Source organism: Hymenobacter sp. DG01, from assembly GCF_006352025.1.
In the GTDB taxonomy this organism is placed as follows: Bacteria; Bacteroidota; Bacteroidia; order Cytophagales; family Hymenobacteraceae; genus Hymenobacter.
Window position 1 is genome coordinate 4,714,185 of the sequence record NZ_CP040936.1, and the last position, 16,869, is coordinate 4,731,053.

Below are 16,869 nucleotides of genomic sequence, written 5' to 3' on the forward strand. Positions count from 1 at the left end.
TAGTAAGTCGTTCAACGAGTAGTCAACCACCCCCAACCCCTCCTCATCTGAGGAGGGGAACTAGTCGCTAGACTTAGCCTCCACTTCACTGTTTCTTGCCCATGACGACTTTTCTTTCCCTTATCAGTGGTGTGGCAGGCGCATTGCTTCTGGGTAGCACCCTTGGGCCAGCGCAAATCCTACCCCCAACCCCTCTGTCAACCCTCGTGAAGGAGGCCAAATGGCAGAAACGGGTGCTGCTGCTTTGCGCGCCCACTCCCGACGATGCCGAGCTGCGCCAACAGAAGCAGCTTCTGGGCCCTGTGAAGGCCGACTTAAACACCCGCGACCTGCTGGTGCGGGAGGTTGTCTGGAGTCAGCTTCCAGCGGCCGACCAGCGCTATTTGAGCCAGAAGCTGGGGGTAGGCGGTACGGCTTTCCAAGCTGTGCTGATTGGAAAGGATGGCGGAGTAAAGCGGCGCGAAACCAAGGCTTTGCCGCCGGCCCAGCTGTTTGCTACCATTGATGCCATGCCCATGCGCCAGCAGGAAATGAAGCGGCCCCACTAGCAGCGGCAACAACTCAGCAAAAGTTGAGAATAGCAAGCTGCCGCATCATCGGCCTTCTTCTGCACTTGGCGCACCAGCAGTTGACTGGGGCTGACGAATATACCATCTTGCCCGCATCGTTATCTTTCTGAGCTAGTTGGTTATGAAAAAGCGCTTACTCCCTGCGGCCGTTATTCTGGTAGCCTTCCTGGTGGCTCTGTACGGGGCTCGTTATGTCAATCCGCTGCTGGGATACAACTCGCGGCAGGCTACAGACCTGGTGTTTTCCTTGCAACGGGCGGCCTGGTGGCTCGGAGTGCCCATGCTCACGCTGGCTGCCTTGTACGGGTGGCGCCGGGTGCTACCGGAACTGGGCTGGCAAGCCTCGGTAGGCAGTGGCCTGCTGATGGGCCTGGGCTGCACCTTGCCCATGTTGCTGGGCTATGCCGGGGCGTTCCAGTTTACTTCCGCCGCTGGCCCCGAGCTGTTCTCAAAATTACTGCGGGGCGCCTGGTGGGCTGGGATAAGCGAGGAAACGCTGTTTCGGGGCTTTCTATTTGGGCAGCTTTACCGGCGGGTGCGGCTGCATTGGCTGCTGGCGGTGCTGGTCCAATCCGGTTTCTTTGCTTCGGTGCACCTGTACCAGAGTCACGATTGGGCATCGGCCGCCACTGTGCTGGGCGTTACGTTCTGCGGCGGCGTGTGGTTTGCCTGGCTCTACAAAAGCTGGAACAACCTGTGGGTGCCCGTATTTCTGCACATCTTCATGAACGCCTGGTGGATGCTCTTCGAGGTGTCGGATACGGCCGTGGGCAGCCTGTGGGCCAACGTATTCCGCGGCCTGACCATTGTCCTGTCAATTGTGGGTACGGTGTGGCACCTACGCCGCCAGCGTGTGGCAGCCAAGCCAGAAAGCGTCCCGGAATGGACAGGCGTGGCGGAGGCCATCCGCTAACCATAAAAAGGCTACCCCTGAAAACGGCGTGAACCCTACCCGGCAGCCTGGTAGGGTTCACGCCGTTTTCAGGGGTAGCCCGCACATCATGGCGGAACGGTAAAATCACCCGTTCGCCATTTCAGTATCTGACCACTTAGCCAATGCTACGGATTACGCCGCCATCAACTCGTACGGAGGCGCCGTTGGTGGCTACCGACAAGGGACTGGCGAGGTAGGCTACCATGTTGGCAATTTCCTCGGGGGTGATGAAACGCTGGAGCAGGGACGAGGGGCGGGCGTCGCGGAAGAACTCGTGCTCGGCTTCCTGGCGGGTTTTGCCTTCGCCGGCCAGCTTCTGCAGAAACTCTTCTACCCCCTCGGAGGCCGTGGGGCCCGGCAGCACCGAGTTTACGGTTAATTCCGTGCCTTTGGTCAGCTCGGCCAGGCCGCGGGCTACGGCCAGCTGGGCGGTTTTGGTGGTGCCGTAGTGAATCATTTCCGCAGGAATCTGCAGGCCCGATTCGCTGGAGATAAACACGATGCGGCCCCACTTCTTTTCCAGCATTTGCGGAAAGTACTGGCGCGAGAGACGTACGCCGCTCATCACGTTTACCTCGAAGAAGCGCAGCCAGTCCTCGTCCGGAATTTCGGCGAAAGGCTTGGGCTCGAAAATGCCCACGTTGTTGATCAGAATGTCCACCTTAGGCACTTCCAGCAGCAGGTAGGTTACCTGTTCCGGCTTGCTGAAATCGACGGCCACGGTACGGATGGTGGCTTCGGGCGTTTCCTGCAAAATGGTATTGCGGGCTTCCTGCAGGCGGGCTTCGGTGCGGCCAGTCAGGATAACCTCGGCGCCCTCGGCGGCCAGGCGGCGGGCAATGGCCAGCCCAATGCCGGCGGTGGAGCCCGTAACCAGGGCCACTTTTTTTGCGAGTTGTAAATCCATCAGGGAAAGGGTTTGGAGGTCAGGGTGAGGTAGCATAACCCGCCGCGCCGGGTTTTGTCAGCGGAAGCCGGGTAGTTTTTGCCCTGCGGGCAACTCATCTATTTTGAGCGGGCATCGTATTGGGTTGCAACCCCGCGCCCCGGAAGGCAGCTCAACCAATTCCGCCGTTTCGGGTTGTGTACTAATCACCAACGCTACCCCTCCCCATGTCCTTTACCTCTTCCCGTCCCGAAGACCTGCTCACCAACGCTGCCCGCATGGGCGATGTGGAAACCATCAAAACCCTGCTGGCCGAAGGGGCCGACGTGAACTACCAGGATGGCCGCGGCTTCACGCCCCTCATTCTGGCCGCCTACGATGGGCACATTGAAGCCACCCGCGTACTGCTGGAAGCCGGCGCCAACCCCAACGTGCACGATGCCAGCGGCAACACCGCCCTCATGGGTGTTTCCTTCAAAGGCTACCCCGAAATTGCCCAGCTGCTCATCGACAACGGCGCCGACCTGAACGCCCGCAACGGCAACGACGGTACGGCCCTCATGTTTGCTACTCTCTTCGGCCGCCACAACATTGTGCCGGTGCTGCTCAAGGCCGGGGCCGATGCTACCCTGCGCGACGTGCGCGGCCTTTCCGCCCGCGACTTAGCTATTCAGCAAGGCAACGAAACCGCCCTCAACCTGCTTCCCCAGGAATAGTAGCCCGGACTTTAGTCCGGCCCCCGCGTGGTACCTTGGTTTTACCTGCCGGGGCCGGACTAAAGTCCGGGCTACAGTATAATTCGGGCATCGCCTGATCGGGAGGAGTGTCTGGTCGTATGGGAAGATGAAGTAAGCATCTTACCTGTATGACTATGAAACTCAAACCTCTGAAGAAACAAACGCTGGTTATCACCGGCGCTACCAGCGGTATTGGCCTGTGCACGGCCCGCATGGCCGCCGAAGCCGGCGCCAACCTGGTGCTGGCTGCCCGCAGCGAAGAAGACCTGCGCCATGTGGCCGCTGACCTTACCAAGCGCGGCGGCAAAGTAGCCACCGTGGTGGCCGACGTAGCCCGTATTCCGGACATGCAGCGGGTAGCGGCCACAGCCCAGGAGCGGTTCGGCGGCTTCGATACCTGGATTAACAACGCGGCAGCTTCCATCTGGGGGCGCCTGGAGGAAATCAGCGACGAGGACAGCCGCCGCATGTTCGATACCAACTATTGGGGCGTGGTGAATGGCTCCCTGGAGGCCATTAAACACCTCAAACAGCACGGCGGGGCCCTCATCAACCTGGGCAGCGTGGCCTCCGACATTGCGTTTCCGCTCCAGGGGCAGTATTCGGCCAGCAAGCACGCCATTAAAGGCTTCACCGATGCCCTGCGCATTGAGCTGGAAGAAGAAGGCGCGCCCGTATCGGTAACGCTGATTAAGCCGGCCGCCATCAACACGCCCTTCCCGCAGCACGCCAAAAACTATATGGACCGGGAGCCCCAGCTGCCCCCGCCCGTGTACGAGCCCGAGGAAGTAGCCCACGCCATCATTCACGCGGCCCAGCACCCGGAGCGCGACGTGTACATTGGGGGTGGGGGAAAAATGTTCAGCTCCATGAACAAGCACTTCCCCAAAACCATGGACTTCATGAACGCCAAGGCCACCATGAAGATGCAGACCCGCGACGAGGCCCCGCGCCACCCCGCCGGCTCCCTGCACCGCCCCGAAGTCCGGGACGGCCGCGTGCACGGCGACCATCCGGGCTACGTCATGAAAAAGAGCCTCTACACCCGCGCCAGCCTGCATCCCGTACTCACTACCACCTTCGCGGCCCTGGCCGGCGGCGTGCTGGTGGCGCTGCTTTCCGGCAGAAACAGCCCGGATAACAGCACCAACGAGTAGGTTTCAGAGTGATAAAGAAAAGCCTCCGGCCGCACTGTGCGGCCGGAGGCTTTTGCGTGTATGAGGGGGGTAGGGTTTACCAGCAGACCGTCATGTCGAGCGGAGCAACGACAGACCTCACCCACCGGCCCCCTCTCCTCGGGGAGAGGGGGAGTCAGCTGTCAGCAAACGGCACTAGCCTAGCGCAAACCCAGAACCAAGAGAAATCAGAATCTGTCGAACAATAATCGTCAGCCCCCCTCTCCCCGAGGAGAGGGGGCCGGGGGGTGAGGTCCGTTGTTGCTCCGCTCAACACGAGGTTCTGCTGGTAAACTCCTACCCGCGCTTTTCCAGGGGCTGCCAGGTTTGCTCTACCACGGCGGCGGTGTTGGTGGATAAAAAATCGTTGTACAGGTCTTCGGCCGGACCTTCGCCCAGCAACGGTTTGCCCTCTGAAGGCAGCACCAGCAGCAGGGCGGCCGGCGAGAGGCCCAGGGCGGCCGTGAGCTGGTGGAGCAGGGTAGCGGGGTCGTCGGCGTAGGCTTCCTGCAGCTTTACCACCGTGAGATTCTGGCCTTTGTGCTCAATCTGGGCGAATACGCCCGCCGGGCCGGTTGAAAAGTTTTCTGGTTCCATAGAGGCTGGGGTTTTCCTACCCCTATACGCAAGCCCAGCCCGCGGCGCCGACTTTACCGCAACGGGCCGAGGTCCAGCGTATCGCCGGGAGCCAAGGTGTGCACCGTGACCGGGCTGCCGGTGGTTAAGGCGGCTTGCAGCTGCTCGGGCGTGCCCACCAACGACGGAAAGGTGCCGTAGTGGAATGGCACCACGTGCGGCACCCGCAGCAGCCGGGCGGCGTGGGCGGCTTCGTGCGGACCCATCGTGTACCGGTCGCCGATGGGCAGCAGGGCTACGGTGGGCTGGTAAAGGTCGGCGAGCAGGGCCATGTCGCCGAACAAGGCCGTGTCGCCGGCGGCGTAGAGCACGGTACCGTCGGAGAAGCGCAGCACGTAGCCCACGCCCTCGTGCGAAAAGCCGGTGCGGCCATCGGGCAAATCAACGTGGGCCGCGTGGTGGGCTACCGTCATGGTCAGGCGCAGCTGCAGCACCTCTATGCTGCCGCCTACGTTCATGGCCTCGCACTGGGCAGCTGGCACGCCCTGCTCCTGCAGGTAAAACCGCACCGGAGCGGGCGCCACCACCCGGGCCCCGGTGCGGGCTAGCAGGGCTGGCAGCTCAGTATCCAGGTGGTCGTCGTGGCCGTGGGTGAGCAGTACCAGGTCGGCGCGCTTAGGCTGGCGCAGGTGCTCGGGCACGTAGGGGTTGCCCGTCAGCCACGGGTCGAGGAGCAGACGTGGCCCTCGGGGCTGGTGATGCGGAAGCTGGCGTGGCCCAGCAGCTGCAGGCGGGTAGTTGACATGGGGTAAGGGGGTAGGGTAGGAGGGCGGCCCGAAAATACGACTATCCCGCAGGCGGTACACTACTCCCGCGACGGCGCGCCAGGGGCTGATTATCCTCGGAAGCCTGGGTTCTTCCGCCTATATTTGGCTACCGCCCTACCCCCTGCTTTCCTTCCTATGTCGTTGGTTTCGCCTGTTTACTTTGAAAATGCCGCGGCCCGCATCACGGAGAGCCCCGAAGGTTTTGCCGTGGTGAAGTGGCACCGAGGCGTTCGTAGGACCGAGGACTTCCGGGCCGTGCTCAACCACCTCGACCAGCTGTTCCGGCTGCGCCAATGGAGCAAGCTGCTGGCCGACCAACGCGAGCTGACGCCCTTCACGGAAGCCGAGCGCACCTGGGTGGTAGAGGAGTGGCTACCCCGCGCCGTGGGCGAAGGCCCGTACCGCTACGCCGCCGTGCTCCTGCCCCTGGACGTATTCGCCCGCCTGGCTTCCAAATCGGTGATGTCCGAATCGCACAAGAAATTCCTGGCCTACCAGTTCTGCGAAACCGAAGCGGAAGCCGCCCAGTGGCTGCGGCAACAGCGCTAACGGCGGCGGGAGCTATTTACTCTGTGCCGATTTACTCAGTGGTTTGGCTACGGGTGCGTTTGGGAGAAGACGCCAGAAGCTCTTTCAGCGGTAGGCGGTAGCCTAGGGAAACCATGAGGGAGGTATTGCTGACCTGAAAGGGGTAGGCGGTGTTGCCAAGCTCTACCCGGCGAACCAGGGAAGTAAGACCATGCACGCCTTGCAGACTAACTCCCCAGTGGCGGCCCCACCATCCTACCTCGCCGGTAAGCTGCAATTGCAGAGGCTCATGCGCGGTTTCGATGGCGTAGCGTACAGCCTCACTTTGGCTTGGAGAAGCCGGTGCCGAAGGCGCATCCAGACTCTTGATGCGCCAGCCCACCCGACTGCCAACCAGCACTTGTAGGTGCTCTTCATGGGCGGCGCCAAAAACGCGGCCCACGCTGCCGCCCAGGCCCATCTGCTGCACCGAGAAGGCAGTGGTTGTGTAGGGAAAGCTGAAAAAGCCGAACCCTCCACTTCCCGGCGTACCGTAGCGCACATCGCCGGAGTACGTATTATGATAAAAGAAGCTGGGCTGCAGAACCCAGCCCTTGCGCACCATCGACACAAATAAGGCGAAGTCAACAGCCAAACCCTGGTCATGGCGCTTGGCTTCCAGGTAGGAGTTAGGAAGCTCCAGTCGTTGCGGCGACATGGGCGTGAAAGCCACTCCGCCACCCACCGTGGCCCCAATATATGTTGCACGAGGTTCTGACTGGCTATAAGCTACCGTACTGCTTAGGGAAATCAAGACCGTGAGTATGGGGCATCGGGAAGTCAGCATAGGAGCTACTGCAGAGCAGATTACGGCGCATAAACCACAGCTAAGTACTGCCCCCACCGATTCAGCTCCATGCCAATAAGTGGTAAACTCTGATTTTTTCGCTCTGCCCCTGGCCACCCCAGCTGTGCTAAAAACCACTTGCCTACGCCGCAAGAGGAGGTAGGCCCGGACCCACGTCAGACTTTACAATTTGGCAAACGCGTCCAAAAGCAAACCGGCCCGCTAGAGGCGGGCCGGTTTGTTATAAGATGGTAGCTACATCGAGGGTAGCCTGCCCCGCCACGGCCCCCGGCAGTTGGGTTCGGCGCAGCAGGGTAGCAATGTTCTTAGGCAGCTCATCCACCGTGAGAGGTCGCAGGGGCCGGGCCACCACGTAGTAACGGGTATCGGCGCGCTCGTGCAGGCGGGTTTTGGCGAAGGAGAACAGCCCGCGCCGGGCGTAGCGCGCGAAGCCCTGGTAGCTGCCCTCATCCGTGCCCTCGGCTACCCCCGCCGCCACCGCCGAATCGGTTTCCGGCCGCGTCAGGAAATACTGGTGCAGCTCCAGCAGCACCTCCTGAGAAGCCGCCACCGATTCAGGCAGTATCCCGCCGCCGGACGCAACGTGCACAATGTGCCCGGCCGCATCGGTGGCGAAGTAGTCAATGTCGGCGTCTTCCTGGTCGATGTCGTGAATGCGCATAATTCTCGATGCTATCTATTATAATTAAAATGGCAGCATCATCGAGTGGAACGATTCTGCAACCTTTTTTCTAAAAAGTTTAACCTTTTCATTGTTATCTATAAATGGTTCAATATTTTTCTTATATAATCTATGTAAAGGGAATGCCGTAAATCTTGCCTGATTTATTTCTGAATAAACCTCGTTTTTATCAAATAGTTTATGTATTTGCACATATAGTTCTTCATCAAATATTTTATAATTTTTATGGGTAATATTGATATTTTTATTAAATACTTTTTCAATAAATAAATTGGTTAATTCGTTTGCTATTTCACGCCCTCTTTCGTTTCCAGGAAGTGCTATATGAATGTAGTTTTCAATTTGTTGTGCAAACAATTCAGATGTTGAATCAAATTGCTTGTTATTAATTTCATTCAATTGTTTTTCATCTATTAATTTTTTTGCCACTGCCTCAACCAGTGTATCTATTTTGTTAGCAGTATTATTGAGTTGTTCAACAGTATTCAATATTTCCTTGCTTGTTGTTTCCTTTTGCAACTGATCAAGATACAGAAAAAACATACCCGCTAATTGATTTCTTAAATAATCAACTATATCTTCTGCTTTTTCAAAAGTTTTTATTGCTAAATAATTTACATGATCTATGAATTTGAATATATTAACAGAATCAACATGCGCAAAGCTAAATGTGTTATTATTTTTATTTGATTTTATTGCATTGTCAAAGAATGATTGATTCTTTTTATATGTATAATATTCGCTATGAACATTTTTGTCAATAAATACAAAACATGGTATTCCTTTTAATCTTGCAGTATCAAATTCATTTCTAGTTATGCTAATATACTGCTCGTCATATTTCTTTCTTATTTCGATTTCTGTTTCTGTGGATGACGCGCTTCCATACCTTCCGCCAATAATTAATATCATCATGTGGCAGCTATCCACTTCTTTGTAACAAGAAAAATCTAAAGCCTTTCCATGCTCAAAGGTCACGTTTCCGCTTTCAAATAACACAGCATCAAAGCCATACTGTTGAATAAAATGCTCTAAATTCTCCCTAACGTATTTAAGATCATAGTAGGTAGAACTTACAAATACTCTTGGTTTCATAGTACTATTTATTTTTGTTGATTACTCCCCCAGCTTCCCCAAAATATCCTGGGCCGCCACGGCAATGACGGTACCAGGGCCGTACACGCCGACTACGCCGGCGTTGTAGAGGAAGTCGTAGTCCTGGGCGGGGATGACGCCGCCGGCAATGACCAGGATGTCTTCGCGGCCAAGCTGCCGGAGCTCCTCAATGAGCTGCGGAATCAGGGTTTTGTGGCCGGCGGCGAGGCTGCTTACGCCCACTACGTGCACGTCGTTCTCGGCCGCCTGGCGGGCTACCTCGGCGGGCGTTTGGAACAGGGGCGCAATGTCCACGTCGAAGCCCACGTCGGCGAAGGAGGTAGCAATTACTTTGGAGCCCCGGTCGTGGCCATCCTGGCCCATTTTGGCCACCATCATGCGAGGGCGCCGGCCTTCGCGAGCGGCAAATTCGTCGGCCATCTGGCGGGCCTTGGCAAACTGCTCGTCGTAGTTCATTTCCTGAGAATACACGCCCGAAATAGCCCGAATGGTGGCCTGGTGGCGGCCGTACACGTTTTCCAGGGCATCGGAAATCTCGCCGAGGGTAGCGCGCAGGCGGGCGGCGTTTACAGCCAAAGCCAGAAGGTTGTCGTTACCGGTGCGGGCGGCTTCCGTGAGGGCCTCCAGAGCCTGCTGCACGGCGGCATTGTCGCGGGTGGCTTTGATCTGGTTCAGGCGCGCAATCTGCGACTCGCGCACGGCGGCGTTGTCGATGTCGAGCACCTCAATATCGGTGGCCTCGTCTACGCGGTACTTGTTCACGCCTACCACTATTTCCTTGCCCGAGTCGATGCGGGCCTGCTTGCGGGCGGCGGCCTCCTCGATGCGCATTTTGGGCAGGCCGGTTTCAATGGCCTTGGCCATGCCGCCCAGCTCCTCCACTTCCTGAATCAGGGCCCAGGCACGGCCTGCCAGCTCGTGGGTAAGGGTTTCCACGTAGTAGGAGCCGCCCCAGGGGTCCACCGCGCGGGTAATGTCCGTTTCGTGCTGAATATAGAGCTGAGTGTTGCGGGCAATGCGGGCCGAGAAGTCGGTGGGCAGGGCAATGGCCTCGTCGAGGGCGTTGGTGTGCAGGCTCTGGGTGCCGCCCAGGGCCGCCGCCATGGCCTCAATAGCGGTGCGAGCTACATTGTTGAAGGGGTCTTGCTCCGTGAGCGAATAGCCCGAGGTCTGGCAGTGCGTGCGCAGGGCCAGGCTTTTGGGGTTTTGGGGATTGAACTGCTTGATGAGCTTGGCCCAGAGCAGGCGGCCGGCCCGCATCTTGGCAATTTCCATAAAGTGGTTCATGCCAATAGCCCAGAAGAACGACAGGCGCGGAGCAAAGTCGTCAATCTTCATACCCGCCGCCAAACCGGCCCGCACGTACTCCAGCCCATCGGCCAGGGTGTAGGCCAGCTCCAGATCCGCAGTGGCCCCGGCTTCCTGCATGTGGTAGCCCGAGATGCTGATGGAGTTGAACTTGGGCATATGCTGCGCCGTGAAGCTGAAAATATCCGCAATGATGCGCATGCTCGGCAGGGGCGGGTAGATGTACGTGTTGCGCACCATGAACTCCTTCAGAATATCGTTCTGAATAGTGCCCGCCAGTTTGTCCGGCGTCACACCCTGCTCCTCGGCCGCCACAATGTAGAAGGCCATAATGGGCAGCACCGCCCCGTTCATGGTCATCGACACCGACATCTGATCCAGCGGAATCTCATCAAACAAGAGCTTCATGTCCTCCACCGAATCAATAGCCACGCCGGCCTTGCCCACGTCGCCGACCACGCGGGGGTGGTCGGAGTCGTAGCCCCGGTGGGTAGCCAGGTCAAACGCCACCGAGAGGCCCTTCTGCCCGCCCGCCAGGTTGCGGCGGTAGAAGGCGTTGCTTTCCTCGGCCGTGCTAAAGCCCGCGTACTGCCGGATGGTCCAGGGGTTCTGGATGTACATGGTGCTGTAGGGCCCCCGCAGGTAGGGGGCCTGCCCTGCTCCGAAGCCGAGGTGGCCGAGGTGCTGCACGTCCTGGGCCGTATAAAACGGCTTGAGCGCAATGCCCTCGGGCGTAGAAGTTTCGGTAGCGTTGGCGGGCGGCGCGGGCAGAAGGGCCGCGTCGTAGGATATTGTGGAGAAGTCGGGCTTCATTTTTTTCGGGTGATGAGGTAATGAGGTAAATAGTGATGGGGTGTCAAGTAAATAGGAATATATGAATAGATATATGAAGTAATAAAATACGTGCATAATCAGATACTAAGGGCTTGCGCGCAACTTCTTTAGTAGGCCGTTGATAAGAGCAGCTATGCGGTCTAAGGTAGAAATGGCTGCGTCGGTTTCAGCGGTAGTGAGGTATCCCAGACGTTCGGCCAGTAGTAAGGTGGTGTCAAGTTCAGTAAGGGAGGCGCGGGCAATAGTGAGGAAACGACAGAACTCTGCGGGGCCGTCACGACCGGCACCTTCAGCAATGTTCAGAGGGATAGAAGTAGCGGCTCGTCGTAGTTGAGAAGCCAGTTCGTACCGCTCTTCTGCTGGGAACCTGCGGGCCAGATCATACGCAACGGGCACAAACTCAAAAGCCAGCCGCCAACACTGCAACTGATAATGTGGCTTCTGCTTTCTCATTCTGATAACCCTAATTACCTATTACCAATCACCTGTCACCATTTACCTCATCACCTCATCACTTTTTCCCCTGCAGGCGGGCTAGTACATCCTCAGTGCTGTAGCCTTGCACAGTGAATTCCTTGAAGCCGAACACGTGCACGGCTTCCTGCATGGTGGCCAGGTCGGCGGTAAGCAGGGCGGGCGGAATAAAGTTGGGCTCGTCGATGGGCACGCGGCTAATGGCGCGGGAGAGGCGGCCGAATTGCTCGGGGGTAGCGTACATCAGCGTAGCTTCCTCGGCCGAGGAAAACAGCACCGACAACGTGCCCTCCGGGTGGGCGGCACGTAGCTCCAGCCGTTCCGTTTCCGGCAGGGTCCGCAGAAACGACTCCAGAATAATCTGGTTGGTGTGGGCGCCCAGCAGCACCATGGCGGCGCGCTTCTTCTTTTTCTCCCGCCGCTCGAAGTGCAGGGCCGTAGCCAGCCGCAGTACCTCGGTGGGGTAGGTGGCACGGGTGCTGTCAAACTCCCGGCTGCGCAGCAGGCGCTTGGGGTTGTAGTCGAACTTCTCGTTGGGGTTCTGAAACTTATTGGTGCCCACTACCACCTGCTCGCCGTTGGCAATGCGCCGGAACTGCGCCTGGGCCGAGGCGTGCAGCTCCTGCATAACCAGCCCCGTAGCGGCGGGCAGACCACCGGCCGCTTCTATCTTCTGGAACAGCGCCCAGGCCTCGCGGGCCAGCTGGTCGGTGAGGGTTTCGAGGTAGTAGGAACCGGCGGCCGGGTCCTGCACTCTATCGAGGTAGGCTTCCTCGCGCAGCAGCACCGGCAGGTTGCGGGCCAGGCGCTCGGCAAACTCGTTAGGGGCATGAAACAGGCAGTCGAAGGCACCCACGCTCACGGCATCGGCCCCGCCCATCACGGCGCTCATCGCCTCGGTAGTGGTGCGCAGCAGGTTAGTGTGCGGGTCGAGGGTAGTCTGGCTCCAGGTGGCCGTGCTGGCGAAGATGGTAAGCTGCTGGGTTGCCTCAGCCGGAAGGTTGAAGGCGTGCAGCAGGGTAGCCCACAGGCGGCGCAGGGCCCGCAGCTTGGCTATTTCAAAAAAGTAGTTCGGGCCCACCGCTACGTGCAGGTGCATGGCTGCCGCAACCTGGTTCAGGGCCAGCTCGGGGGTAGGCAGCTCGCTGAGGTAGGCCGCGGCCGTGGACAGGGCAAAGGCAATCTGCTGGGTAGCGGTGGCGCCACGGTTGCCATAATACGCTACGTCCAGCCCCAGGGCCCGGAACCCGGGCCAGCCCTGGCTCAGGGTAATGGCCGTGCGCACCTCATCCAGCTGATGAGCCATGTCGGGGGCGTGGCGGGTGATGGGGTCGGCTACCAGAAAGCCCCGGGGCGAAACCTCCAGCTCCGTGAGGCGCTGCATGAGGCGGGCCGCGCCGTTGCGCACGGTGTAGCATATGTAAGTATCGGCGAGGGGTAGGCGCTGATGCAGCTGCTCCACATCGAAGCCCTCGGCGTGGCCCAGCACGAAGTGAGCCCCGTCGGCGCCCCGGCTGAGGGCGTCGGCGGCGCGCTCAATGGCTCCGCGGCCCCGCTCCAGCGCCGGCACCGAATACGTGGGCACATTACGCCAGTGGGCCTCGGGCCGTACCTGCGGGCTGGGGGCGCCGCCCAGTTGCTGCAGGGCCTCCTGGTGGTAGAAAGGCTGCACCGGAAACCCGTCTGGCGTCTGCCAGGTCAGGGCGGCCGGGTCTTTTCCCTTCAGGTCGCGGGCAATGCGCTCCTGCCACTGAGGGGTAGTAACGGCGTCAAATTCAGAAAACGAAACAGGCGCGGGGCGCGGCGAATCGGCCATAATGCGGCGGGGTGGGGTGGGAAAACAAAGGCCCCGAGAGGCGGGCTTAAAGATACCGGTTCGGGCTCATAATGTCACTTTGGAAGCAGGTAGCTCAACCCTATACCTTTGTGCGCTTTTTTAGGATGCTTCCTATCCGCGTTTTCTATTTCATTGTTGTGTACCTGAAACAATCTGTACTCCTCGGAGCTCTCCTGCTCGGGGCTGCTTTCGCGCAAGCTCAAACCAATTTCCGGTCCGGCTATGTGGTAACCCTGGCCGGCGACACTCTGAAAGGCGAGGTGGACTCGCGCGGAGCCCAGCGTAATGCCCGCCTCAGCCGCTTCCGGACTGCCAAATCAGCTCCTGTTACCGAATACCGCCCCCAGCAGCTGCGCGGCTATGGCTTCACCGACGACCGGGTGTACCAGACGGAAACCGTGCTGCTCAGCGACTCAGTTCGGCGCGAAGGATTGCCGGACCTGAAAGAAGAAGCTTTTCCGCGTGCTTCTTTTCTTGAAGTAATTGTGCAAGGCCCAGCCAGTCTGCTCTACCTGCGCGATGAGCGCAGCAAAGACCATTATTACCTGCGCACGCCGGGCCGGCCCCTGCAAGAGCTGATTCAGACAACTCAGGAGGTAGTGCGGAATGGAGTGACGTATCGGCAAAAGTCGGATGAGTTTCGACGTGTCCTGGCCGCTGCTACCCAGCAGTGTCCGGCGGTACAGCCTGCTATCAATACCGTCCGGTACGACCAGGCTGGACTCATCCGCATTGTGCGCGCTTATAACGAGTGCGTTGGTGGGGTGTCAGTCGCGCCGGCAGCTGCAAGCCGTAAAAATCATGTGCGGTTAGGCCTAGTGCTGGGGGCCGAGAGAAGCCAGCTTGTTTTAGATGACTACCCCGATCTGCAGGCCAAAGGCACCAGCTCGGTTCAGCCGGTAGTAGGCCTGGCCGCAAATCTTTATCCGACCGGCGCGAGTCGTACCCTGTCGGCGCGGGTCGAAGCGCTGTATGAAAAGCAGTCCTACCGGGCCGAAACCCGGTTGAGCACCGGCACCATGCGCAACTACCGCGTGACGCTGGAAAGTATCCGGTTACCCATAACAATACGCTATACGTACCCGAAAGGAGCTGTCCGGCCGGTTGTATATGCTGGCTATGCATTCGGCCTTTTCCTGACAAATACCGCTGAGGTTCAAGGATCTTACGGCTGGAACCCGTGGCTATTCACCAACAACCCACGCGACCTGGAGCAGGGCATTATGGTAGGCGCCGGCCTGACAACGGCCCGAGCCGCCGGCCGCAATCTGGCCGTGGATCTGCGCTACGAGCGCTCCGACGGGTTTCTTGATGCAACAGCTCTGGGCAGCCGCGTCAACCGCGTTTACCTGCTGCTGAGCTACGACCTGACCAAGTAAGCCCGCCAACCAGGAGCCGGGAGCAGAAGACCGGCCTTCTGTTCCTGGCTTCTTCTTTCAGGGGGAAGCAGCCTCATCACCTCAACTCCCGTCGTGTGGCCTTACCTTTGCCCTTCGTTTTTCTTTCCTCTGACCCCATGCAACTTCTTCGTTCCCGCCTGGCGGCCTTAAGCCTGCTGACGGCCGTAGCCCTGGCCCCCGCCTGCCAGCGCGGTGCCTACGTGCCCAAGGCTCAGCTGGCCCCCGTTACGGCCCAGCCCGTCGGCAAATCCGCTCCCGAAGACCCCCAAGCCGCCGCCACCATTGCCCCCTACCGCCAGCGCGTAACCGAGCAGATGACGGCCGTCATCGGGCAGGCCCCGGTAGCTATTACCAAAGGCGGCGGCGAGTCGCCGCTGTCCAACTTCGTGGCCGATATTCAGCGGGTGCGGGCCAGCCGGGAGCTGAAGCAGCCCATGGACCTGGGCGTGATGACCAACGGCGGCCTGCGGGCTCCCATCCCGGCCGGCGCCGTTACCGTGGGCTCGGTGTTTGAGCTCATGCCCTTCGAGAACGAGCTGGTAGTGCTGGATGCCCCCGGCGCCGTGGTGCAGCAGCTCTTCGACTACGCCGCCCGCGTTAAAATGCCGGTTTCGGGGGCTACGTACGTGGTTTCGGCCGAAGGCAAGCCCCAGGAGGTGCGCATTGGGGGGCAGCCTCTTGATGCTTCCCGCACCTACACCATCGCCATTTCCGACTACCTGGCCGGGGGCGGCGACAACCTCACGTTCTTTAAGGCCCTGAAGCCGCGCGGTACCGGCGTGCTGCTGCGCTCCGCCATCGTGGACTACATCCGCGAGCTGACCCAGCAGGGCAAGCCCATTGAGGCCAAAGTAGAAGGCCGCGTGCGGATGAGTAACTGAGCAGAAAGAGTAATGGCATAGCTGCGCGGTTGGCGCGAGGAGCGCTGCTACACCGCACCTATTCCGTTACTCCGCCACTCCGCTACCCTTCTTACTCCCTTATTCAATTCCTCAGCTACTCTTCCACCATGGACCGTCGCGAATTTCTGAAGCATACCGGCCTGGGGGCCGCTACTCTGGGCCTGCTGGGCGTTTCGGCGCTGCCCGCCACCGCCGCCGATAAAAAGGCTACCCGCCTCACTATTCTGCATACCAACGACATGCACTCCCGCATCGAGCCCTTCCCCGACAATGCTACCCAATGGGCCGGCATGGGCGGCATGGCCAAGCGCGCGGCCCTCATCGAGCAAATCCGCAAGCAGGAGCCGAATGTGCTGCTGCTGGATTCCGGCGACATCTGGCAGGGCACGCCCTACTTCAACTTCTTCCAGGGCGAGCTGGAGTACAAGCTGATGAGCCAGATGGCCTACGACGCCAGCACCCTGGGCAACCACGACTTCGACAATGGTCTGGAGGGCCTGCAGAAGCAGCTGCCCCACGCCACCTTCCCCTTCCTGATTGCCAACTACGACTTCTCCCAAACCATCCTGGCCGGCAAGTTTCAGCCGTATAAGGTGTTCGAGAAGCAAGGCATCCGGGTGGGCGTGTTCGGGCTGGGCATTGAGCTGTCGGGCCTGGTCGGTGACAAAAACTTCGGTGCCACCAAGTACCTCGACCCCGTAGCGACGGCCAAAGACATGGTGGCCAAGCTGCGCGGACCCGAGAAGTGCGACATGGTCATCTGCCTTTCTCACCTGGGCTATAAGTACGAAAGCGCCAAAATTGATGACCGGAAACTGGCCGCTCAGGTTAGCGGCATCGACCTGATTCTGGGCGGGCACACCCACACCTTCCTCGATAAGCCCGAGCCCATTGCCAGCCCCAACGGCCGCACCACGCTGGTCAACCAGGTGGGATGGTCGGGCATCAACCTGGGCCGCCTCGATTACTCCTTCGAACGGGGGGCGCGCCAGCCGGTGGTAGCCGCTACCGCCGTTGTTCCCGTACAAGCCGCGTAGGTTGCCGGGAGCAGCTCCGTTGTTACGGCGGGGCTGCTCTCTGGTAAAAAGGCATAATAAGCAAGAGTTTAGGGCGTTTTTTTGTCTCCTGACTTTTCCACATTTTTGTCTCCCCCTATAAAAAACGGGTCGTTTGTGGCCGGTTGCCAGCCTGTTATTCCCCTCACCTGCACACCCGTTGCTTTTGCCCTATCTCATTG

General features: G+C 59.3%; 17 protein-coding genes. 8 read left to right on the plus strand and 9 right to left on the minus strand.

What is annotated here, in order from left to right:
• The first annotated feature begins 101 nt into the window (after window positions 1–101).
• The gene (locus FGZ14_RS20130; protein WP_139925940.1) at window positions 102–548 is read left to right on the plus strand and encodes a DUF4174 domain-containing protein; all 447 of its coding nucleotides are present in this window, start codon (window positions 102–104) and stop codon (window positions 546–548) included.
• A gap of 142 nt (window positions 549–690) precedes the next feature.
• A complete protein-coding gene (locus FGZ14_RS20135; RefSeq protein WP_139925941.1) occupies window positions 691–1,482 on the plus strand; it encodes a CPBP family intramembrane glutamic endopeptidase in 792 nt (263 codons plus the stop codon).
• 136 nt (window positions 1,483–1,618) lie between these two features.
• On the opposite strand, the gene FGZ14_RS20140 is transcribed toward FGZ14_RS20135, so the two are convergent.
• Entirely contained in the window at window positions 1,619–2,410 is a 792-nt protein-coding gene (locus FGZ14_RS20140; RefSeq protein ID WP_139925942.1) for an SDR family NAD(P)-dependent oxidoreductase, read from the minus strand.
• A 206-nt stretch (window positions 2,411–2,616) separates the two neighbouring features.
• Between FGZ14_RS20140 and FGZ14_RS20145 the strand changes: the two genes are divergently transcribed.
• Together FGZ14_RS20145 and FGZ14_RS20150 are read left to right on the plus strand one after the other, a co-directional pair.
• Window positions 2,617–3,105, plus strand: coding sequence for an ankyrin repeat domain-containing protein (locus tag FGZ14_RS20145; RefSeq protein WP_110977042.1), 489 nt, complete (start codon window positions 2,617–2,619; stop codon window positions 3,103–3,105).
• 155 nt (window positions 3,106–3,260) lie between these two features.
• A complete protein-coding gene (locus FGZ14_RS20150; protein ID WP_257883292.1) occupies window positions 3,261–4,283 on the plus strand; it encodes an SDR family oxidoreductase in 1,023 nt (340 codons plus the stop codon).
• Between the two features lie 315 nt (window positions 4,284–4,598).
• Here the strand turns inward: FGZ14_RS20150 and FGZ14_RS20155 are convergent, their stop codons facing one another.
• Together FGZ14_RS20155 and FGZ14_RS20160 are read right to left on the minus strand one after the other, a co-directional pair.
• Window positions 4,599–4,898, minus strand: a complete 300-nt coding sequence (locus tag FGZ14_RS20155; protein ID WP_139925944.1) for a hypothetical protein — start codon at window positions 4,896–4,898, stop codon at window positions 4,599–4,601.
• A 53-nt stretch (window positions 4,899–4,951) separates the two neighbouring features.
• Window positions 4,952–5,578: a metal-dependent hydrolase gene (locus FGZ14_RS20160; RefSeq protein WP_257883293.1), complete on the minus strand. Its 627-nt coding sequence runs from the start codon at window positions 5,576–5,578 to the stop codon at window positions 4,952–4,954.
• Between the two features lie 261 nt (window positions 5,579–5,839).
• On the opposite strand from FGZ14_RS20160, the gene FGZ14_RS20165 reads away from it, so the two are divergent.
• Window positions 5,840–6,253 (plus strand): hypothetical protein, encoded by a 414-nt coding sequence (locus FGZ14_RS20165; RefSeq protein WP_139925946.1) that lies wholly within the window; start codon window positions 5,840–5,842, stop codon window positions 6,251–6,253.
• Between the two features lie 31 nt (window positions 6,254–6,284).
• On the opposite strand, the gene FGZ14_RS20170 is transcribed toward FGZ14_RS20165, so the two are convergent.
• The 6 genes from FGZ14_RS20170 to FGZ14_RS20195 form a co-directional block, all read right to left on the minus strand.
• On the minus strand, window positions 6,285–6,929 hold the full coding sequence (locus FGZ14_RS20170) for a hypothetical protein (protein WP_139925947.1): 645 nt from the start codon (window positions 6,927–6,929) through the stop codon (window positions 6,285–6,287).
• A gap of 370 nt (window positions 6,930–7,299) precedes the next feature.
• Window positions 7,300–7,740 (minus strand): hypothetical protein, encoded by a 441-nt coding sequence (locus tag FGZ14_RS20175; protein ID WP_139925948.1) that lies wholly within the window; start codon window positions 7,738–7,740, stop codon window positions 7,300–7,302.
• A 24-nt stretch (window positions 7,741–7,764) separates the two neighbouring features.
• Window positions 7,765–8,856, minus strand: a complete 1,092-nt coding sequence (locus FGZ14_RS20180; protein WP_139925949.1) for a DUF4062 domain-containing protein — start codon at window positions 8,854–8,856, stop codon at window positions 7,765–7,767.
• A gap of 21 nt (window positions 8,857–8,877) precedes the next feature.
• Entirely contained in the window at window positions 8,878–10,998 is a 2,121-nt protein-coding gene (gene scpA / locus FGZ14_RS20185) for a methylmalonyl-CoA mutase (protein WP_139925950.1), read from the minus strand.
• A 105-nt stretch (window positions 10,999–11,103) separates the two neighbouring features.
• On the minus strand, window positions 11,104–11,472 hold the full coding sequence (locus FGZ14_RS22370; RefSeq protein ID WP_139925951.1) for a four helix bundle protein: 369 nt from the start codon (window positions 11,470–11,472) through the stop codon (window positions 11,104–11,106).
• Between the two features lie 58 nt (window positions 11,473–11,530).
• Window positions 11,531–13,309, minus strand: a complete 1,779-nt coding sequence (locus FGZ14_RS20195; protein WP_139925952.1) for a methylmalonyl-CoA mutase family protein — start codon at window positions 13,307–13,309, stop codon at window positions 11,531–11,533.
• A gap of 158 nt (window positions 13,310–13,467) precedes the next feature.
• Here FGZ14_RS20195 and FGZ14_RS20200 point away from each other — a divergent pair, with 158 nt between their 5' ends.
• The 3 genes from FGZ14_RS20200 to FGZ14_RS20210 all read left to right on the plus strand — a co-directional run bounded on the left by FGZ14_RS20200 (window position 13,468) and on the right by FGZ14_RS20210 (window position 16,669).
• A complete protein-coding gene (locus tag FGZ14_RS20200) occupies window positions 13,468–14,709 on the plus strand; it encodes an outer membrane beta-barrel protein (protein ID WP_180754431.1) in 1,242 nt (413 codons plus the stop codon).
• A gap of 137 nt (window positions 14,710–14,846) precedes the next feature.
• Window positions 14,847–15,611, plus strand: coding sequence for a 5'-nucleotidase C-terminal domain-containing protein (locus FGZ14_RS20205; protein WP_139925954.1), 765 nt, complete (start codon window positions 14,847–14,849; stop codon window positions 15,609–15,611).
• A gap of 128 nt (window positions 15,612–15,739) precedes the next feature.
• Window positions 15,740–16,669, plus strand: coding sequence for a bifunctional UDP-sugar hydrolase/5'-nucleotidase (locus tag FGZ14_RS20210; protein ID WP_139925955.1), 930 nt, complete (start codon window positions 15,740–15,742; stop codon window positions 16,667–16,669).
• The last annotated feature ends 200 nt before the right edge of the window (window positions 16,670–16,869 follow it).